Annotated in this window: 18 protein-coding genes; 13 read left to right on the forward strand and 5 right to left on the reverse strand. The window is 39.7% G+C overall.

Going from position 1 to position 21,356, the window contains the following annotated elements; translation table 11 throughout:
* Window positions 1-34: 34 nt before the first annotated feature.
* The 3 genes from nrdA to ubiG form a co-directional block, all read right to left on the reverse strand.
* Entirely contained in the window at window positions 35-2,317 is a 2,283-nt protein-coding gene (gene nrdA, locus H5088_RS00435; RefSeq protein ID WP_002961160.1) for a class 1a ribonucleoside-diphosphate reductase subunit alpha, read from the reverse strand.
* Between the two features lie 408 nt (window positions 2,318-2,725).
* Entirely contained in the window at window positions 2,726-3,406 is a 681-nt protein-coding gene (locus H5088_RS00440) for an HAD family hydrolase (RefSeq protein ID WP_182751949.1), read from the reverse strand.
* A complete protein-coding gene (ubiG, locus tag H5088_RS00445) occupies window positions 3,406-4,116 on the reverse strand; it encodes a bifunctional 2-polyprenyl-6-hydroxyphenol methylase/3-demethylubiquinol 3-O-methyltransferase UbiG (RefSeq protein WP_024597262.1) in 711 nt (236 codons plus the stop codon). Before ubiG ends, H5088_RS00440 begins: the two co-directional genes overlap by 1 nt.
* A gap of 176 nt (window positions 4,117-4,292) precedes the next feature.
* Here ubiG and gyrA point away from each other — a divergent pair, with 176 nt between their 5' ends.
* The 10 genes from gyrA (at window position 4,293) to H5088_RS00495 (ending at window position 15,104) form a co-directional block, all read left to right on the forward strand.
* The gene (gene gyrA / locus H5088_RS00450) at window positions 4,293-6,992 is read left to right on the forward strand and encodes a DNA topoisomerase (ATP-hydrolyzing) subunit A (RefSeq protein WP_002961163.1); all 2,700 of its coding nucleotides are present in this window, start codon (window positions 4,293-4,295) and stop codon (window positions 6,990-6,992) included.
* A 158-nt stretch (window positions 6,993-7,150) separates the two neighbouring features.
* On the forward strand, window positions 7,151-8,233 hold the full coding sequence (gene serC / locus H5088_RS00455; RefSeq protein ID WP_024595544.1) for a 3-phosphoserine/phosphohydroxythreonine transaminase: 1,083 nt from the start codon (window positions 7,151-7,153) through the stop codon (window positions 8,231-8,233).
* Window positions 8,233-9,510 carry a 3-phosphoshikimate 1-carboxyvinyltransferase gene (aroA, locus tag H5088_RS00460; RefSeq protein WP_182672604.1) on the forward strand — a complete coding sequence of 426 codons (1,278 nt, stop codon included), beginning with the start codon at window positions 8,233-8,235 and terminating at the stop codon, window positions 9,508-9,510. Before serC ends, aroA begins: the two co-directional genes overlap by 1 nt.
* 106 nt (window positions 9,511-9,616) lie before the next feature.
* A complete protein-coding gene (gene cmk, locus H5088_RS00465) occupies window positions 9,617-10,327 on the forward strand; it encodes a (d)CMP kinase (protein WP_182751950.1) in 711 nt (236 codons plus the stop codon).
* A 95-nt stretch (window positions 10,328-10,422) separates the two neighbouring features.
* Window positions 10,423-12,090, forward strand: a complete 1,668-nt coding sequence (gene rpsA / locus H5088_RS00470) for a 30S ribosomal protein S1 (protein WP_002961176.1) — start codon at window positions 10,423-10,425, stop codon at window positions 12,088-12,090.
* A gap of 67 nt (window positions 12,091-12,157) precedes the next feature.
* Window positions 12,158-12,445: an integration host factor subunit beta gene (gene ihfB / locus H5088_RS00475; RefSeq protein WP_002961178.1), complete on the forward strand. Its 288-nt coding sequence runs from the start codon at window positions 12,158-12,160 to the stop codon at window positions 12,443-12,445.
* A gap of 21 nt (window positions 12,446-12,466) precedes the next feature.
* Window positions 12,467-12,748: a lipopolysaccharide assembly protein LapA domain-containing protein gene (locus tag H5088_RS00480; RefSeq protein WP_039489780.1), complete on the forward strand. Its 282-nt coding sequence runs from the start codon at window positions 12,467-12,469 to the stop codon at window positions 12,746-12,748.
* A 2-nt stretch (window positions 12,749-12,750) separates the two neighbouring features.
* Window positions 12,751-13,887, forward strand: coding sequence for a lipopolysaccharide assembly protein LapB (lapB, locus tag H5088_RS00485; protein ID WP_002961182.1), 1,137 nt, complete (start codon window positions 12,751-12,753; stop codon window positions 13,885-13,887).
* A gap of 44 nt (window positions 13,888-13,931) precedes the next feature.
* Complete coding sequence (pyrF, locus tag H5088_RS00490) at window positions 13,932-14,636, forward strand: orotidine-5'-phosphate decarboxylase (protein WP_002961184.1); 705 nt, start codon at window positions 13,932-13,934, stop codon at window positions 14,634-14,636.
* Between the two features lie 93 nt (window positions 14,637-14,729).
* Window positions 14,730-15,104, forward strand: a complete 375-nt coding sequence (locus H5088_RS00495; RefSeq protein WP_024595713.1) for a hypothetical protein — start codon at window positions 14,730-14,732, stop codon at window positions 15,102-15,104.
* A 39-nt stretch (window positions 15,105-15,143) separates the two neighbouring features.
* Here the strand turns inward: H5088_RS00495 and H5088_RS00500 are convergent, their stop codons facing one another.
* A complete protein-coding gene (locus H5088_RS00500; protein WP_002961188.1) occupies window positions 15,144-15,977 on the reverse strand; it encodes a S1 RNA-binding domain-containing protein in 834 nt (277 codons plus the stop codon).
* A gap of 2 nt (window positions 15,978-15,979) precedes the next feature.
* A complete protein-coding gene (locus tag H5088_RS00505) occupies window positions 15,980-17,308 on the reverse strand; it encodes a DEAD/DEAH box helicase (protein ID WP_182715358.1) in 1,329 nt (442 codons plus the stop codon).
* A gap of 208 nt (window positions 17,309-17,516) precedes the next feature.
* Between H5088_RS00505 and H5088_RS00510 the strand changes: the two genes are divergently transcribed.
* From H5088_RS00510 to H5088_RS00520, 3 genes are all read left to right on the forward strand, one after another.
* Complete coding sequence (locus H5088_RS00510) at window positions 17,517-18,524, forward strand: rhodanese-related sulfurtransferase (RefSeq protein WP_002961191.1); 1,008 nt, start codon at window positions 17,517-17,519, stop codon at window positions 18,522-18,524.
* Between the two features lie 148 nt (window positions 18,525-18,672).
* Window positions 18,673-20,568, forward strand: coding sequence for a DUF294 nucleotidyltransferase-like domain-containing protein (locus H5088_RS00515; protein ID WP_182733168.1), 1,896 nt, complete (start codon window positions 18,673-18,675; stop codon window positions 20,566-20,568).
* Between the two features lie 3 nt (window positions 20,569-20,571).
* Window positions 20,572-21,282 (forward strand): 3'-5' exonuclease, encoded by a 711-nt coding sequence (locus H5088_RS00520; RefSeq protein ID WP_182751951.1) that lies wholly within the window; start codon window positions 20,572-20,574, stop codon window positions 21,280-21,282.
* Window positions 21,283-21,356: the final 74 nt, after the last annotated feature.

Consider the following 21,356-nt stretch of genomic DNA (forward strand, 5'->3'; position numbering starts at 1 on the left):
GGGCTAAATGCCCGCTTAAAATAAAAATCAGCAGTTATATTTTACACGCGCCGCCTTCACAATCGTCATCTTCCACTTCTGGAGCATCTTCTTGTGAATCTGAGGCGCCGTCGCGAGTATTGTGGTAATACAAGGTTTTAACACCTAGTTTGTACGCGCTTAGTAAGTCTTTTAATAAGACTTGCATAGGTACTTTACCGCCTTCGAACTTGTTTGGATCATAATTTGTATTTGCAGAAATTGTTTGGTCAACAAATTTTTGCATTATGCCAACAAGTTGTAGATAACCATCGTTTGATGGAATGTCCCATAGTAGCTCGTACTGATCTTTTAAACGCTCATACTCAGGAACAACTTGTTTTAAAATACCGTCTTTACTTGCTTTAACGCTAATATGTCCACGTGGTGGCTCAATACCGTTAGTTGCGTTAGAGATTTGCGACGATGTTTCTGATGGCATTAATGCACTTAGTGTTGAGTTACGCATACCGTGCTCTTTAATACTTGCACGTAGTGTATCCCAATCAAGATGAAGTGGCTCATCACAAATTTTATCTAAATCACGTTTGTACGTATCTGTTGGCATAATACCTTGTGAATACGTTGTCTCGTTAAACTTAGGACATGCGCCACGTTCTTTAGCAAGCTCGTTTGATGCTTTCATCAAGTAATATTGAATGGCTTCAAAGGTTTTATGCGTTAATGCATTAGCGCTGCCATCAGAATAACGCTTACCGTTTTTAGCTAGGTAGTATGCGTAGTTAATTACGCCTATTCCTAGTGTACGACGACCCATAGTTGCATTTTTAGCAGCCGGTACAGGGTAGTCTTGGAAATCAAGTAAGTTATCAAGTGCGCGTACTGCAAGTTCAGCTAGCTCTTCAAGCTCATCAAGTGACTCTATTGCACCTAGGTTAAACGCAGAAAGTGTACAAAGGGCGATTTCGCCTTCTTCGTCATTTACGTTATTAAGTGGCTTAGTTGGCAATGCAATTTCTAAACATAAGTTAGATTGGCGAATTGGCGCAACTTTAGAAATAAATGGGCTGTGTGTATTACAGTGATCCACATTTTGTAAATAAATACGACCAGTACTTGCACGCTCTTGCGCAAACATTGAGAAAAGCTCAATGGCTTTAATGCGTTTTTTACGAATAGACTCGTCTTGTTCGTATTTAACGTAAAGTGCGTCAAACTCAGCTTGGTCTTCAAAAAATGCATCATAAAGGCCAGGCACATCTGATGGGCTAAATAACGTAATGTAGTCGTCTTTAATTAAACGAGAGTACATTAATTTATTAAACTGTACGCCGTAATCTAGGTGGCGAACGCGATTGTCGTCTACACCACGGTTATTTTTAAGTACAAGTAGGTTCTCTACTTCTAAATGCCAAAGCGGGTAGAATAATGTTGCTGCGCCGCCACGTACACCACCTTGTGAACAACTTTTAACCGCTGTTTGAAAGTGCTTATAAAAAGGGATACAACCTGTGTGATACGCTTCGCCGTTACGAATATGGCTACCTAGCGCACGTATTCTACCTGCGTTAATACCAATTCCCGCACGTTGTGAAACGTATTTAACAATAGCTGACGACGTTGCATTGATTGAATCAAGGCTGTCGCCACATTCAATCAATACACATGAGCTAAACTGGCGAGTAGGCGTACGTACACCCGACATAATTGGCGTTGGTAGAGATATTTTAAATAAAGATACTGCATCGTAAAAACGTTTAATGTAATCAGTACGTGTTTCACGTGGGTAATCTGAAAATAAGCTTGCTGCAACTAAAATATATAAAAACTGTGCACTTTCGTATATTTCACCCGATACACGGTTTTGAACGAGATACTTACCTTCAAGTTGCTTTACAGCAGCGTAGCTAAAGTTAAGATCGCGAGAATGATCAAGGTATGCATCAAGCTCATCTAACTCTTGCTCTGTGTAATCTACTAGTAAATGAGCATCATAGCGTTTATCGCCAACCATTTTTGTTACGTGGTCAAATAAACGTGGTGGCTCAAATTGACCGTACGCTTTTTTACGTAAATGGAATACAGCTAAACGTGCAGCTAAGTATTGGTAATCAGGCGATTCTTTTGAAATCTGATCCGCTGCTGCTTTAATGATGGTTTCGTGAATGTCTTTAGTACGAATACCGTCGTAAAACTGAATGTGCGACTTTAATTCAACTTGCGAAACCGAAACGTTATTTAAACCTTCGGCGGCCCACTCAATAACGCGATGGATCTTATCCAGATCAAGAGGCTCTTTACGCCCGTCACGTTTGCTTACAGATAACTGTTGGTTCATTTGCCTGTATTCCTTGGGAATTATGTATTTTGACCAATGCTTTATACCTCGCCGGGGCAAGGTATATACTCATTTATTATAAGTTTCGCCATATTTGCGAATTTAATTGAATAACATTTGGCCACAATATCTGGTGTTGTTCAATTTAGAGATCACAAGATAGTGTGGTCTGAGTTGTTTTGCAAGGGACATAATTGCCCCTATTTGTGGATAACTTCGGGATAACGTATTTGTGTTAGTAGACACTCACCTTCGAACAATCATTTAAGTTGAAATATGCAAAAATCAACTAATGATCTGCTAAATTTACGCATTTTAAAAATAAATTTTGACTGCTTTTTTTATCAGCAAGCTTTGCGTAAAAACTAACACAATCACAATATATAGTGTTTATTAATTAACATGGCACTATATATGGTTAAAACCATCAATTGGGCTTTGCCAGTTAAAATCAGCATTCCAGCTGTTGGCTTCATCAATACTTGGTATGTAACCCCAAAGTGCCGTTGCTGTGCGCATACCTGCGGCTTTGCCTGCTTGTATGTCTCGCTGTGCATCACCAATGTACAAACAGCGTTTTGGTTGCACTCCCATAAGCTTTGCACAGTGTAGCAGCGGTAAAGGGGATGGCTTAGCTTCAGCTAAGGTGTCGCCACTTATTACTACACTAGCATTTTTCAATGCGGGAATTGCTGCCACTAAAGGATCAGTTAAAAACCCTGGTTTGTTAGTCATGATCCCCCATTTGATCTTTTTCTGATCAAGGGCAATAAGCAACGATTCAACACCGCTGAAGCAATGTGTTTGATTTGCTATGTTTGCAGCGTATTCGTCAACTAATTGCTTAATAAGCTCGCTTTGAGGTTGTGTGTCCCATAACTCTTTAAAACCAGCCTCTAATAATGCGCCTGCGCCGTTAGATGCCGCAGGACGGTATACATCACTACTAACAGGCTCTATTTTATTATTAATGAGAACTGCATTTAAAGCCGCACCTAAATCATCAGCGGTGTCGAGTAGAGTGCCGTCTAAATCAAATAAAAATGCATCGTACTCAATAAGGGGGAGGGGGGCTTGAGAGTTAGCCATTAAGCTAACTTCTCGAAGTACAGTATGTAATTTACGCTAACGTCACTATTGAGCGTATATTGCTTTGATAGTGGGTTATAAGAAAGGCCTGTACTTGCACGAACTTTTAAACCCGCTTGCTCTGCCCATGTAATAAGCTGTGCAGGTTTTATAAACTTTTTATGGTCGTGTGTACCTTCAGGCACCATTTTTAAAAGCTTTTCAGCACCAACAATAGCGTATAAATATGCTTTAGGTGTTTTGTTCAGGGTTGAAAAAAACACGTCTGCGCCTGGTTTGGCAAGTGCAGCTACGGCATGAATGATAGATGCTGGGTCGGGAACGTGCTCAAGCATTTCCATACAGGTTATTACATCAAAGCGCTCTGGGTGTTGCGATGCAAACTCTTCTGCTGGCACTTTTATGTAATCTACATTTACGCCAGTTTCTAAACTGTGCAACTTAGCAACAGTTAAAGGCTCTTGCCCCATATCGATGCCAGTTACTTTTGCGCCCATGCGCGCCATGCTTTGGCTTAAAATACCGCCACCACAGCCAACATCGAGTGTTTCTTTATCGAATAAGCCTTGCGTTTTGTTTGCTATAAAGTCTAAACGTAACGGGTTAATTTCGTGAAGAGGTTTGAATTCTCCGTCTAGGTCCCACCAACGCTCGGCGATGGCTTCAAATTTTGCTATTTCTGCGTGATCTACATTTTGATGTTCGGTCATAAAATACTTCCTCGTCAATCTGAGGCCATTATATAGGGCTAAATTGATAAATCGCAAAGTTTTGCGCCTGTAAATTAAAATTAATTGTGATAGCATGGCTGTTAGAAATAATAACAATACTCTTAATACCCAATACCGGGTTGTTGAGAGCTGATACTGAAGGAATGTGATATCAAATGACTGATCTCGCCAATGAAATTCTGCCAGTCAATATTGAAGACGAGTTAAAAAACTCCTACTTAGATTACGCAATGAGCGTAATTGTAGGACGTGCATTACCAGACGTACGTGACGGCTTAAAACCTGTTCATCGCCGCGTTTTGTTTGCAATGAACGAGCTTAGTAATGACTGGAACAAGCCTTACAAAAAATCGGCCCGTGTGGTCGGTGACGTAATCGGTAAATACCACCCTCACGGCGACAGTGCAGTTTATGACACGATAGTTCGTATGGCTCAGCCATTCTCACTGCGTTATATGCTAGTAGATGGCCAAGGTAACTTCGGTTCGGTTGATGGTGATTCAGCAGCGGCAATGCGTTATACAGAAGTACGTATGGCTAAAATGTCGCATGAGTTATTAGCCGATCTTGAAAAAGAAACGGTTGATTTCGTTCCTAACTACGATGGCACTGAGTTCATCCCTGATGTTTTACCAACGAAAGTTCCTAATTTATTAGTGAATGGTTCGTCAGGTATTGCAGTAGGTATGGCTACAAATATACCACCACATAACTTAACTGAAGTTGTAAATGGTTGTTTGGCACTTATTCAAAATCCAGATTTAACTATTTTAGAGTTAATGGATTATATTCCTGGTCCTGATTTCCCAACGGCTGCAATTATCAACGGTAAGAAGGGTATTGAACAAGCCTACTTAACTGGCCGTGGTAAAGTGTACATGCGTGCACGCGCCGACATCGAAACCGATGAAAAAACAGGCCGTGAAACAATCATCGTTCACGAAATTCCTTATCAAGTTAATAAAGCTCGTTTAATTGAAAAAATTGCTGAGCTGGTTAAAGATAAGAAAATTGAAGGTATTAGTGCGCTACGTGATGAATCAGATAAAGACGGTATGCGTATCGTTATTGAAATCAAACGTGGTGACGTAGGCGAAGTTATTTTAAACAACTTGTATTCACAAACTCAGTTACAAACTGTGTTTGGTATGAATATGGTTGCGCTAATTAATAACCAACCTAAATGTTTCAATTTAAAAGAAATGTTAGAAGAGTTTATTATTCACCGTCGTGAAGTAGTAACTCGTCGTACAGTATTTGATTTACGCAAAGCCCGTGACCGTGCACACACGCTTGAAGGCTTAGCGATTGCGCTTGCGAACATTGACCCAATTATCGAACTTATTCGTAAATCCCCTACACCTGCTGAAGCTAAAATTGCTTTAACAGCGCGTCCGTGGGAATTAGGTAATGTACAAGGTATGCTTGAAAAAGCAGGTGAAGACAATGTTGCTCGTCCAGATTGGTTAGCAAGCGAACTTGGTATTCGCGATGGTCAATATTATATCTCTGAGCAACAAGCTCAAGCAATTCTTGATTTGCGTTTACATAAGCTAACAGGTCTTGAACACGAAAAAATCTTGACCGAATACCAAGCGTTATTAGAACTAATTGCTGAACTACTTTATATTTTGGCAACTCCTGAGCGTTTAATGGAAGTTATACGTGACGAGCTAGTTGAAATTAAAGAGCAATATGGTGATGAGCGTCGCACTGAAATTAATGCAGCTGCTCACGATATCAGCCTTGAAGACTTAATTACCGAAGAAAACGTAGTAGTAACGCTTTCTCACGAAGGTTATGTGAAGTATCAAGCATTGTCTGATTACGAAGCACAGCGTCGTGGTGGTAAAGGTAAGTCAGCAACGAAGATGAAAGATGAAGATTTCATCGAACGTCTATTAGTTGCAAATACACACGATACTATATTGTGTTTCTCTACGGCCGGTCGTTTATATTGGCTTAAAGTATATCAGTTACCACTAGCGAGTCGTGCAGCGCGCGGTAAGCCAATTGTTAACTTGTTACCACTTGAAGCTGATGAACGTATTACTGCTATATTGCCAGTACGCGAGTACGCAGAAGATAAATACATCTTTATGGCAACAGCATTTGGTACAGTTAAGAAAACACCATTAACGGCTTACAGTCGTCAACGTGCAAGCGGTATTATTGCTGTTAACTTAAATGATGGCGATAGCCTGATTGGTGTTGATATTACCGATGGTAGCAACGAAATTATGTTGTTCACTGATGCAGGTAAAGTTGTACGCTTTAAAGAAGCTGAAGAAACAACAGTTGTTGATGAAAACGGTAACCCAGTATTAGACGAAGAAGGTAACCCTGAGATTCGTTTCAAAGGTGTTCGCCCAATGGGTCGTACTGCTACAGGTGTTCGTGGTATTAAAATGGCCGATGATCAACGCGTAGTATCGTTAATTGTACCAAAAACTGACGGTGCTATTTTAACGGTAACTGAAAATGGTTACGGTAAGCGTACACAACTAGAAGATTACCCATCTAAGAGCCGTGCAACACAGGGTGTTGTATCTATCAAGGTGAGTGAGCGTAACGGTGCTGTTGTTGGCGCTGTACAAGTTGATGATAACGACGAAATCATGATTATTTCAAATCGTGGTACCTTAGTACGTACTCGCGTTAATGAAGTTTCTACGGTTGGACGTAACACCCAAGGTGTTATTTTGATCAGAACTATTGACGAAGAGCAAGTAGTTGGTTTACAACGTATAGAAGAGATTGAAGTTACAGAAAGTGACTTGATTGATATTGAAGACGTTGAAACTGTAGATACGGTTATTGATGAAGTAGCGGATGATAATCCTCCTTCAGAATAATTGATATTGAAAAAGCGGCCTTGGCCGCTTTTTTTAATGTTGTTGAAAAAAATTAATAGGGTGTGAAGTTATATTCATTCACTAAAACTCAAAGGTTTAGTGGGTGGGTATTGAGCATTCATGCTAAGTAGTTAAATTACTGGAATGAGGCAAAGGTAATGAGTAAATATAATTTTTGTGCGGGGCCAGCTATGCTTCCGCAAGCGGTTATGAAAAAAGCACAAAAAGAGTTTCTAGATTGGCAAGATTTAGGTGTGTCTGTGATGGAAATAAGCCATCGTAGCAAAGAGTTTTTAGCCCTTACAGCTAAATGTGAAGCCAGCCTTCGTCGCCTAATGAATATCAGTGATGAATTTGAAGTGCTGTTTATGCATGGTGGTGGTCGTGGTCAGTTTAGTGCTGTGCCATTAAATTTACACCAAGAAGGCAAAGCTGCGGTTTATTGCGAAAACGGCGTGTGGTCAAAAAGTGCAACAGACGAGGCCAACAAGTTTACTCAAGCAACCTCTATTGATGTGCGTAATGATGCCAATGGCGAGTTTTCTATTAAACAGGTTGCTGATTGGGTGTTACCAGAAGATGCATCTTACATTCACTATTGCCCTAACGAAACGGTTGACGGCTTAGAAATTTTTGATGTACCAAGCCACCCAACTGCACCGATCGTTGCTGATATGTCGTCAACTATTTTATCACGCGAAATAGACGTTAATAAATTTGATTTAATTTACGCTGGTGCGCAAAAAAATATCGGCCCGTCGGGCATATCAATCGTTATTGTTCGTAAAACATTACTTGAGCGTGAAGGCTTACCTAAGCCAGGCATTTTAGATTACGCATTAGAAGCAAAACAAGGCAGCATGTTTAACACGCCTCCTACATTTGCTTGGTATTTAGCTGCTGAAGTATTTCAATGGCTTGAAAGTAATGGTGGCGTAAAAGCGATGGAAGTTCAAAATATTGCTAAAGCGCAGCTACTTTATGACTTTATTGATGAATCGAGCTTTTATACCAATAAAGTAGCTAAACATTGCCGTTCACGTATGAATGTTCCGTTTTGGCTTAATGATGAAAGCTTAAATGATAAGTTTGTTGCTCAGTCTAAAGATGCAGGGTTACTCGCTCTTGAAGGCCACAGAATTGTGGGCGGTATGCGCGCAAGTATTTATAACGCAATGCCTATTGAAGGTGTTCAAGCACTTGTAGACTTTATGGCTGCTTTTGCAAAGGAGCACAGCTAATGGAGCAGCTTCGTTTAGAACCTATTTCTAGAGTAAATGGCACAGTAACCCTACCAGGTTCAAAGAGTCTATCGAACAGAATTTTATTATTAGCAGCACTTGCAAGCGGTACTACCGTTGTAGAAAACTTACTTGATAGTGACGATATACGCCATATGCTGGGCGCCTTAAAGTTATTAGGTGTAAATGTAACTTTAAATGATGACCGCACTGTAGCCACCGTAGAGGGTGTTAGTGGTGTGTTTAATACACCGACTGAGCCATTGTTTTTAGGTAATGCGGGTACTGCTTATAGACCTTTAACGGCAGTACTTGCTGGCGTTGCTGGTGAATACGAGCTAATAGGCGAGCCACGTATGGAAGAGCGCCCGATAGGGCACTTGGTTGACGCGCTGCAAGCATTGGGTGGTGATGTTACTTATACAAAGCACAAAGACTACCCACCACTTAAAATTGTCGGTGGCCAAATAAAAGGCGGTGAGGTTGAAATTGACGGCAGTATTTCAAGTCAATTTTTAACCGCTCTATTAATGGCAGCGCCATTATTTAACGGTGATACAACAATAACTATTAAAGGTACTTTAGTCTCTAAACCTTATATTGATATTACACTTGATGTAATGGCACGTTTTGGAGTTAATGTTGAGCACAGTGATTATGCAACTTTTAAAGTTAAAGGTGGTCAACAGTATCAATCATTAGATCGCATAATGGTTGAAGGCGATGCATCTTCTGCCTCTTACTTTGTTGCTGCGGCTGCAATTGCAGGCGGTGAGATTGAAATTAAGGGCGTGGGTGCCAAGTCGGTGCAAGGTGATATAGGCTTTGCCAAAGTAATGGAGCAAGTAGGCGCAAAAATTGATTGGTATGATGAGCGTTTAGTTGTTCGCAAAGGCGAACTAAAAGGTGTGGATATTGACGCCAATGCAATTCCTGATGCAGCTATGACTCTTGCAACTGTTGCTCTTTTTGCCAAAGGCCCAACAGCCATTCGTAACATTTATAACTGGCGAGTAAAAGAGACAGACCGTTTATATGCAATGGCAACTGAGCTTCGTAAAGTAGGCGCACAGGTTGTAGAAGGTGAAGATTTTATAGAGATCACCCCACCTGAAACATTTAATGATGTTGCTGTTGATACTTACGACGATCACCGTATAGCCATGTGTTTTGCAATGGTTGCCGTTGGTGGAAAGCCAATAACAATTAATGATCCAAAGTGTACCTATAAAACATTTCCTACATTTTTCAATGTTTTAGCGTCAGTCAGTGAATAAGCTAATTAGAAGTAATTACAAAAGTTACACACTAATAGCAGATATATTTTAATAACTGACGTATAATGTCGCGGTTTATTTAGGTGTGCATTGCAGGAGGTTTTAAATGCAGGCGTTATTAATGCCCGTGATCACCGTTGATGGCCCAAGTGGTTCAGGTAAAGGAACTGTTTGTCGCTTGTTAGCCGACAAGTTAGGGTGGGATGTATTAGATAGCGGTGCGATTTATCGTGTTTTATCTTTAGCTGCACTTCATCACCAAATTGCATTAGACAATGAAGAAGGGCTTGTCCCGCTTGCTGCAAATTTAGATGTGCAGTTTTTGGTAGATAGCCAAACTAATGCAGGAAAAGTTATTTTAGAAGGCGAAGATGTAACCACTACTATTCGTAATGAAGAAGTAGGCGCTGCGGCTTCAAAAGTTGCAGCATTACCTCGCGTTCGTGAAGCGTTATTACGTCGCCAGCGTGCATTTCGCACTGAAAATGGCTTAATTGCCGATGGCCGTGATATGGGCACTGTGGTTTTTCAAGATGCGCCGTTAAAAATATATTTAACAGCCAGTGCACAAGAGCGTGCTCGTAGACGCTTTGTTGAGTTGAATACGCGCGGCCTTGATGTTACACTAAGTGGTCTATTACAGGACATTCAAGCTCGTGACGAGCGCGATATGAATCGCACCGTTGCTCCGCTTGTACCTGCACAGGATGCTATTGAGATCGATACTAGCGATCTTAATGCACAGCAAGTGTTTGATAAGGTAATAACTTTATTGGATATTGCTATCTCTGAAGGTAAGCTTCCTAAACGAAGCTAAATACATTTTATGCGCCAGCAGGATGCCAGTGCTATTTTAACAACCCCATGCAGCATGGTTGCTTATTGGTATTAATATATGAGACGTATATTCGTATGTCAGAAAATTTTGCGCAGTTATTTGAAGAAAGCTTAAAGGGTTTTGAAGCAGAGCAAGGCTCTATCGTTAAAGGTACAGTAATCTCTATCGAGAATAACATTGTACTTGTAGATGCTGGTCTTAAATCAGAAAGTGCTATCCCTGCAGAGCAGTTCAAAAATGCTGCTGGTGAACTAGAAGTTGCTGTAGGCGACGAAGTAGATGTTGCACTAGATGCAATTGAAGACGGTTTCGGTGAAACTATCCTTTCTCGTGAGAAAGCTAAGCGTCACGAAGCATGGATCCGTCTTGAGAAAGCATGTGAAGAGCAAGAGACTGTTACTGGTGTTATCAACGGTAAAGTTAAAGGCGGTTTCACAGTTGAAGTTGATTCAATCCGTGCTTTCCTACCTGGTTCACTTGTTGATGTTCGTCCAGTACGTGACACAACTCACCTTGAAGGCAAAGAGCTTGAGTTTAAAGTAATCAAGCTTGACCAAAAACGTAACAACGTTGTTGTTTCACGTCGTGCAGTTATCGAATCTGAAAACTCACAAGAACGTGAAGAGCTTCTTGCTAACCTTGTTGAAGGCCAAGAAGTTAAAGGTATCGTTAAGAACCTTACTGACTACGGTGCATTCGTTGACCTTGGTGGTGTTGATGGTCTACTACACATTACTGATATGGCTTGGAAGCGTGTTAAGCACCCTTCAGAAATCGTTAATGTTGGCGACGAAATCGCAGTTAAAGTTCTAAAATTCGACAAAGATAAAACTCGTGTTTCTCTAGGCCTTAAACAGCTTGGTGAAGATCCATGGGCAGCTATCGCTGGTCGTTACCCAGAAGGTTCTAAACTTTCTGGTCGTGTTACTAACCTTACAGATTACGGCTGTTTCGTGGAAATCGAAGAAGGCGTTGAAGGTTTAGTACACGTTTCTGAAATGGATTGGACTAACAAGAACATCCATCCTTCAAAAGTTGTAAGCCTTGGCGACACTGTTGAAGTTATGGTTTTAGAAATTGACGAAGAACGTCGTCGTATTTCTCTTGGTCTTAAGCAATGTATTGCTAATCCTTGGCAGGAATTTGCTCGTCTACAAAACAAAGGCGATCAAGTTACTGGTAAGATCAAATCAATCACTGACTTCGGTATCTTTATCGGTCTTGACGGTGGTATTGACGGTCTTGTACACCTTTCAGACATTTCTTGGAATACACCTGGCGAAGAAGCTGTACGTGAATTCAAGAAAGGTGACGAAATCACTGCTATCGTATTGCAAGTTGACCCAGAGCGTGAACGTATCTCTCTAGGTGTTAAGCAAATCGAAGCTGACCCATTCAATAACTACCTTGATGCAAACAAAAAAGGTGCTATTGTTAAAGGTAAAGTGACTGAAGTTGATGCGAAAGGCGCAACTGTTGAACTTATCGAAGGCGTTGAAGGTTACATCCGTGTAGCTGATATCGCTCAAGAGCGCGTTGAAGATGCAACTACTGTTGTTTCTGTAGGCGACGAGATTGAAGTTAAATACGTTGGTGTTGATCGTAAGAACCGCACTTTAAGCTTATCTGTAAAAGCTCTTTTCGAAGCAGAAGAGAAAGAAGTACTAGAGAAGCTTAAGAAAGAAGAGCCAGTGTTTGAAAACGCAATGGCAGCTGCTTTCGCAAATGCACAAAAAGACTAATATATAATTAGTTTTTAGTTGGAAGGGCATTTTTTGCCCTTCCTATATCTCTTTTTAAGGAAACGCTATGACTAAGTCAGAATTGATAGAAATACTTGCGGAACAACACGCACACGTTCCAGTGAAAGATGTTGAGAATGCTGTAAAAGAAATTCTTGAACAAATGGCCGGCTCATTATCTACTTCAGATCGTATTGAGATCAGAGGTTTTGGTAGTTTCTCTTTGCATTTCCGCGCTCCTCGCACAGGTCGTAATCCTAAGACTGGCGATACAGTTGAGCTTGAAGGAAAGCATGTACCTCATTTTAAACCAGGCAAAGAATTACGCGACCGCGTGAATGAAAGCATTGCCTAGTTAACTTAGTGGAGTAGTTACTTGTTCAAGGTATTAAAAATTATTCTGGTTGCACTATGCCTTATCAGTGCATTTGTATTAGGGTCACAAAACCCACAGTTAGTACAAGTAAATTACATTATAGCCAGTAATACGCTACCTTTAGCTGTAATAATAAGTATCTGCTTTTTATTAGGTGTTTTGATTGGTTGTTTTATTAGCTTTAAATTGTTTTCGCAATTAAAGTGGCAAAACTACCGCTTAAAAAAGCAATTAGCGCCTGAAAAAGATAAAAAAAAGCTTGCCGCGAATAAAGACACCTAACTATGATTGAGCTTTTGTTTTTACTATTACCTGTTGCCGCTGGTTACGGTTGGATTATGGGTAAAAACAGTGCTAAAAACCAAGCTCATCAACTTAATCGTCAGATCACTTCTGAATATAGCAAAGGCTTAAAATTTCTACTCGATAGAGAAGAAGATCAAGGCTTAGAGCATTTAATCAACTTACTTGAAGTTTCAGCCGACTCGGTTGAACACTATTCTACACTTGCCACCATGTTTCGCCGTAGAGGTGAATTAGACCGCGCAATAAAAATTCACGAACTTCTATTAAAACACCCAAGCTTAAATGAACAACAAGCTGCAACTAGCCGTTTAGAATTAGCCGAAGATTATATAATGGCCGGACTACTAGATAGTGCGGAAGAGCACTTAGTTTGGCTAGTTAAAGCAGGGCATGTAGAAGCGCTGGACCCTATTATCACTTTATATTCGCAAACCCGTGAGTGGGAAAAAGGCATCAACATGTTTGAAGCCCATAGCGAACTATTTTCAAAAGAACAGCAATTTAAAGCAATTGCTAATTTTTATTGTGAGTCAGCTTTAAGTGACAATACACCCCAACTAATGAGAAAAGCGATTAGCTTAAATTATAAAGCCGTGCGTCCGCTTTACGAGTTAGGGTTAGTTGCTTACGCAAAAGAAGATTACGTTAAAGCTATTTATTACTGGCGTGAACTTGTCTCTCAATTTACCTTGTTTGCTCCGTTGTTTATTGATGAGCTGGCACACAGTTATAAACAATTGAATTTGACGCATCAATTTCACGAGTTAGTCAGTGACTTGTTAGAGAAGGGCGGAGTATTAATTAAAATAAAGCATTGCCAAGCATTACTTGAGCAAGGTCACACTAAGCAAGCCTTTGAATTTTTAACTGATAGCTTAAAACGTCAACCTACTATTCGTGGTTTTAGTTTTTTACTGCAATTAATGGGTGACCAAAATAAAAATACTAAAGAAGTACTTAACGAAATTGATAAGCTTGTAACCTCTTATATTGCTACAAAACCAGATTTCCAATGCCAGCATTGTGGTTTTACAAGCTACACCATATATTGGAACTGCCCTTCTTGTAAGCATTGGGAAACCATTGTTCCAAGTCGAGGCTTAGACGGATTTTAATAACCCCATAATTTATAACTTTACTGCCATTCACTAGGATAGTTATGTCTTTCGAACACTCAAAAAAAATTCTTATTGCATTAGATTACGATGATCAAGAAGTTGCTTTAAACTTTGTTAAACAACTTTCTCCTGATACTTGCCGTCTCAAGGTCGGCAAAGAAATGTTTACCTATTTTGGACCTGCATTTGTTAAAGAGTTAATTGATTTAGGTTTTGATGTTTTCTTAGATTTAAAATTTCATGATATTCCTAATACAGTAGCTAAAGCGGTTACTGCAGCTGCTAAAATGGGGGTGTGGATGGTAAACGTTCATGCTTCTGGTGGCTTTGAAATGATGAGTAAAGCTAAATCGGCTCTAGAGCAATTTGGTGACAAAGCGCCATTACTTATCGCTGTGACTGTATTAACAAGTATGGATGAAACAGAACTTAAGCGTTTAGGTGTTGATAAATCAGCTCAAGAGCAAGTTATCTATTTAGCTAAGCTTGCAAAGGAAGCTGGGCTTGATGGTGTTGTGTGTTCTGCACAAGAAGCAAAAGCTTTAAAAACAGAGTTAGGTGATAGCTTTAAGCTTGTTACGCCTGGTATACGCCCTGAAGGGAGTGATGCGGGTGATCAAAAGCGTATAATGACTCCTAAGCAAGCTATAGATTCAGGAAGTGACTATTTAGTGATAGGCAGACCGATTACTCAAGCAGATAATCCTGTAAAAGTGCTTAGTGATGTTAATAACTCTATAGCTTAATTTAACAATAAGCAGTAATATAGTGCTAAAACCCCTTACCTTATGTGAGTTTTATGTTACATTAATAAAATCAAAATGTAGTAGGGGTTTGTTTTGAAGTTATTTTTTGGTTCTATAGTAATTGTTATTGCGGGTTTTTCAGTAAATAAGTACGTTTTTTCTAATAAAGCATACGATGGTGTAACAACCGTTACAGATATAATTCCAACGTACCCAGTCGATATGTTTGATTTTAAAAAAACAATGCAAGATTATGCTCATCATCTGTGTTACAAAAATGAAGATACACTCATATCTCAGCATGTAAGCGTTAGTGAATGTATATCAAAGCTTGATGATAAAAAAACAGAATGTGAAAAAAAGGTTTTTCGTTTGGCGCCGCTCAATCTTGAGTCGGAAGTTGAAGTGCTTGATTATTCAAGGCAATATACGCAATGTACATTGCCTTATAAATATATTTTAGGTTAATTACAAACAGGTATTATTAGTAATTACAGCCAATTATAATTAAGATCTTAAGCGAATGGATTTCGCTTCAATATCTATTAACTCTTGTTTAAATAAGCCACCAATTGCTTTTTTATAATTAGCCTTACTTGTAGAAAACATCTTTTTTATTGCTTCAGGATCAGACTTATCACCAAGTGGAATAACACCGCCTTCGTTTTTAAGCTTTTGCATAATAGTTTCACCAAGGTCACTTACTTTTCCCATACCTGGCTTTTCTAGTACAACATCAATTTTTCCGTCGTCACGTACTTTTTGAATATAGCCTTTAAGCTTTTGACCCACAAATAAGCTTTTAAATACCATATTGTAAAAAACAACACCGAAGTGCGACTCTTCAATTAATACTTTGTAGCCAATATCTGTTTTGCCAGCAACAATTAAATCCACTTCTTGTAAGTGAGTATATTGCGGCTCATCTTTTGATAAGAAACGATTAAAATTGTTTGAGGCACAAATACGTTGGCTTGCATTATCAAGGTACAGGCGTACTAAATAAGAATGGCCTTCTTGCATGCGTGGCTTTTGTTCATTAAAAGGTGCAAGCACATCTTTCTCAAGCCCCCAATCTAAAAATGCCCCAATACTATTTATTTCTTTAACGCGTAGTAGGGCATACTCGCCAACTTGAGCATGTGGTTTCTTTATTGTTGCTGTGGCTAAATTAGCATTGTCTAAAAAGATAAATACACTAATACTATCGCCCGCTTCAAGCTCATGTTTTATTTCTTGTTTTGGTAAAAATACTTCACCTAAATCATGGCCGTCTAAGTAAGCACCTTCGTTACTCACTTCTTTTACAAATAATGTTTGTGTGGTTCCTAGGTAACTCATAATTATTCCTGCTCAGGCTTTTTTTTACGGCGCATTGGTGTATCGCCATCAATGTTCATCGGTGCTTTAATTGGTGCTGTAGGCTTTTTAGGTTTAGCTTTGCGTTTAAATGCAGGCTTTTTAACAGCGGCGGCTTTTTCTTTAGATTTGTCCCACGCTGCCTCAGGTTTTTTCTCTTTTAAACCTTTAAACTTAGCTTTTAAGCTCTCTATGCTCGCAAATTTTAATTCGTCATTTAAAAATGCTTTAATAGCTAAATAACTTGCCCAATCTTTTGGGCCAACTAATGAAATTGCATTTCCTTTAAAGCCAGCACGTCCTGTACGACCTATGCGGTGTACATATTCTTCAGCGTGTTTTGGTAAATCAAAGTTAATAACGTGCGTTACGCTCAACAAATCTAAACCACGAGATGCAACGTCGGTGGTGATCAATATTTTAAAGTTTTCGCGACTAAACGAATCCATGATATCTAAACGTTTGTTTTGCGTTAAATCACCAGCAAGCGCTACAGATTTGAAGCCTTTAGCATTAAGCGCTTCACTCAAACGGCTCGTGTCAGAACGCGTTGCTGTGAAGATAATACATTGACCAACATCATCTTGGTTTAAAAAATGCTCTAATAACGCTTCTTTATGATCAAGGTGATCGGCAAGGTATAACGTTTGTTTAATATCACTATGTTGCTCATTTGCTGCACTTAGCGTAATTTGCTTTGGTTTTTTTAATAGGTTACGTGATAGTGCATCTACTTGTGCATGGTCAAGTGTTGCAGAAAACAATAACGTTTGACGTAGACGGTGATTAGCTTGCTCGTTAATCATTTTTAACTGCTCGGTAAAGCCTAAATCTAAAATACGGTCGGCTTCATCAAAAATAAGCAGTTCTAGTCCACTCAATTGCAATGAGCGTTTTGTAATGTGATCAGCTAAACGCCCAGGTGTAGCAACTACGAATTGTGGGTCGTTTCTAAGTGCTTTTATTTGGTCATTAAAGTTTTCGCCGCCAAGTATTTTAACTGCCTTAATAGCTGTACCTGCAATTAATAAACGTAGCTGAGTAAATACTTGCGTAGCAAGCTCACGCGTAGGAGCAACAATAAGTACACGAGGATCGCGTTTACTGAGTGCTTTTTGTTTCATAACCCTTTGTACAGCAGGTAATAAAAACGCCAAGGTTTTGCCCGACCCAGTTTTAGACTGAGCGAAAATGTCATGCCCTGCAAGTGCGGTAGGCACTGCATGCGCTTGAATATCGGTGGGCTGGGTGATCCCTTGATGTGCTAGTTGTGTTTCAAGGCGTGTATCAATCCCAAGATCAGTAAACTGCAATGTGTGTTTCTCCAAAATGAGCAAATTAACTCTATAAATTTATCAGCGCATTATAGCTTACACAGCTAGGTCGCTAACAGTAAAAACCAATCTATAACGCTATTTTTTGCAATTAAACTAAAAAAGCGTAAAATACGCGCCCCGTATGCGCCGGATTTACGATTCGGTAAACGCCAATATTGGCTAACAAGGCAAAATAGGAAATATAATGACTGTTGTTCATAAAGATAATGTAACGGGCGATCACTTTGTAGTATGTGCGCTGTATAAGTTTGTAGGTTTACCTGAATTTGAAGCTATCCGTAAGCCATTACTAGAAGTGATGGAAGCAAATGAAGTACGCGGTACTTTATTGCTCGCTGCCGAAGGTATAAACGGCACTGTTTCTGCAAAACGAGAAGGGATAGACAACTTATTAGCATGGCTAGATGAGCAACCAAATTTAAAAAACATCGTTACAAAAGAATCTTACGACGATGAATGTCCGTTTTACCGCACTAAAGTAAAACTAAAAAAAGAAATTGTAACGATGGGCGTTGAAGGCGTAGATCCGCTTAAAGTTGTGGGTAGCTATGTAAAGCCAAATGAGTGGAACGCACTTATATCTGACCCTGAAGTAATTTTAATTGATACACGTAATGATTACGAAATTGAAATTGGTACATTTCAAAATGCGGTCGATCCAAATACCAAAACGTTCCGCGAATTTCCACAGTGGGCAAAAGAAAACTTAGACCCTGAGAAACACAAAAAAGTGGCGATGTTTTGTACCGGCGGTATCCGCTGCGAAAAATCGACAGCCTACATGAAAGAGCAAGGTTTTGATGAAGTTTATCACCTTGAAGGCGGTATCTTAAAATACCTAGAAGAAGTGCCAAAAGAAGAAACCATGTGGGAAGGCGAGTGTTTTGTATTTGATAATCGCGTTGCGGTTGATCATGACCTACAAAAAGGCTCTTATGATCAATGCCACGCGTGTCGTATGCCAATTACAGAAGACGAAAAGTTAAAGCCTGAATACATGGAGGGCGTCTCTTGTCATCATTGTATTGAAGAAGTAACGGACGAACAACGCGCACGTTTTGCAGAGCGCCAAAAGCAAATAGAATTAGCGCAAGCGCGTGGTGAGGGCCATATTGGTAATGAAGCACAAGCTGTTTTACAGCAACGTAAAGAAGCTAAAAAAGCCCAAAAAGACGCTCAGCGCGGTAAATAAATTTATACAATAAGTATTACATTTAAAGAGTCTATTTAGGCTCTTTTTTTGTGCCTAAATTTGTACAGTAATTGTTTTCACACCCCGATGATAGTGTTAATCTGCAAAACAGATTTAGTCATTTTAATGCGCATACAGGAAGGGATTTATGCAAGCCGAACAAGTTGAAATCGCACAATTTTTAGCACAACATCCTCCTTTTGATGACTTACCTCAAAAAGCGCTTAATGAGCTAGCTCAACAAGTAGAAGTGGCTTATTTTAGAGCAAAAACAGATATCTTGAGTTTTGGACAAGACATTTCTGATTTGTATGTAATTAGAAGTGGCTCTGTAGAAATGTACCGCCGAAATGGCGAGCTGTATAATCGTTTGGCTACCGCAGGTATATTTGGTCAAATGGGTTTATTGATGAACCGTAAGGTACGTTTTCCTGCAACTGCTCTTGAAGATACGTTAGTATATTGCATAAATGTCGAGCTATTTAATCGTTACTGTGATCAGTTTGATGCGTTTGCTGATTACTTCGAAACAGACGGTAACGTGCGTTTGCATCAAGCTATTGTCGAGCAAGCCGATGGCAATGACCTGACAACCGCGAAGGTAAAATCATTAATTCACAGAGATGTAGTCACCGTAGATGCAACCTCTACGATACAAGATATCGCTAAATTAATGACCGAAGAGGCGGTATCGTCAGTGTTGGTAACCGATGTAAATAAACCCATAAATGATGACCCAGAAGAAGATGATGGACAAGTAGTTGGTATAATAACCGATAGGGATTTACGCACTAAAGTAGTGGCTAAAGGGCTTGCCTTTAACACGCAAGCAAAAGACATTATGTCCACTAACTTAGTACTATTAGATGCTAATGACTATATTTTCGAAGCTGTATTGGCCATGCTTAGAGATAACTTACATCATTTGCCAGTAGTACAGAAAAGACGCCCAATAGGCGTTATCTCCCTCTCTGATATTTTGCGTTATGAATCGCAAAGCAGTTTATTACTTGTACGTGGCATACTGGCTCAACAAACAATAGAGGATTTGGCGCATTATGCACGCCAATTGCCCAATGTGTTTGTTCGTATGGTGAATGAAGATGCAAACTCACACATGGTTGGTACAGCCATGGCTGTTATAGGGCGTACATTTAAACAAAGATTGCTTGTATTAGCTGAAGAAAAGTTTGGTCCACCTCCCGTTCCTTATTGTTTTATTGCACTGGGCTCAATGGCTCGAGACGAGCAACTTATTGTAACCGATCAAGACAACGCGCTTATTTTAGATGACAGTTATGACGACGAAAAACATAACGCGTATTTTCAAAATATTGCCGATTTTGTGTGTGATGGTTTAGCGCAGTGTGGTTACACCTACTGTGATGGAGAAATTATGGCGTCGTTTAAAAAATGGCGTAAAACTCGCTCACAGTGGTTCGATCAATTTGCAGATTGGATCGCGCAGCCAAAACCACAAGCATTGCTTAATAGTTCTATATTTTTTGACTTAGACGGTGTGTGGGGTAAAACCAAGTGGGCCGACGAGCTTAAAATATTTATAGCAAAACAAAGTAAAGTAAATCGCGTATTTTTAGCTAATATGGCAGCAAATGCTAGAAATAGAACACCTCCACTAGGTTTCTTTAAAGGCTTTGTTATGGAGCATAATGGCCAACATAAACGTTCAATGAACTTAAAGCGAAGAGGGACTGCACCTCTTTCTGATGTTATTCGCGTGCACGCATTGGCTATTGGCTCACGTAAACAAAATTCGTTTGAGCGGCTAGAAGATATTATTGAAGCTAAGCTGTTACCACAGGGTAAAGCGCAAGATTTACGTGACGCACTTGAGTATATTGCCATGATGCGAATTCGCCATCAAGCGTGGCAAATAGAGAAGGGCGAAGAGCCCGATAACGACTTAGATCCACATTTACTTTCTCCGTTCGAGCAACGAAACTTAAAAGAGGCATTTGCCATTTTAGAAAAAGCACAAAGCTATTTAAAATTTAGCTACACAGCAAACTCTGGTGTGAAGTAGCCTATGAATCCGCGTAATCATAAAGCAATTGATTGGCAAGCTAGGTATAACGAGCTTGCCAATAGCACCAAAAATAAACTCTTAAAACACTTTTATGCGGGTGCTTATAATCAAGACAAAGCTGCAATAAAAGACGTGCCTTTTGTAGCAATGGATTTTGAAACAACAGGCTTAAATAGCCAAAACGACGATATAGTGAGTGTCGGATTAGTACCGTTTAGTTTAAAGCGTATCTATTGTAAACACAGCCGGCATTGGGTTGTACAGCCTAGGCGCAACCTTCATGAAGAGTCTATTTTAATACATGGAATAACGCACTCTGAGGTGGACGACGCCCCCGACTTTAATCAAATTATAGAGCCTTTACTTGAAGCGCTCAGTGGTAAAGTTGTCGTGGTGCATTATGCCGCAATAGAACGTCACTTTTTAAATAATGCGTTATTGTTAAGGCTTAAAGAAGGTATTGAGTTTGCACTTGTTGATACAATGGAAATAGAAAAAAGAGCACTAAAAGCAAGGCAGGGTTTATTAGGGCGATTGTTTAACACAAAATTAGGTTCTCTTAGGCTAACAGATTGCCGTGCGCGTTATTCCCTACCAGCATATCAAAATCACAATGCGTTAACGGATGCACTTGCTACAGCAGAACTTTTACAAGCGCAACTGAGTTATCATTATCGTGTAGATACTCCAATCTCAGAGCTGTGGTTCTAGCTTTTAATGACCAAACAAAAAAACGCCGCAAAAATTGCGGCGTTTTCGTTACTAATTAAAAGTGTTACTTACTA

This window comes from Pseudoalteromonas sp. SR43-3, assembly GCF_014163875.1.
GTDB classification, from domain to species: Bacteria; Pseudomonadota; Gammaproteobacteria; order Enterobacterales; family Alteromonadaceae; genus Pseudoalteromonas; species Pseudoalteromonas distincta.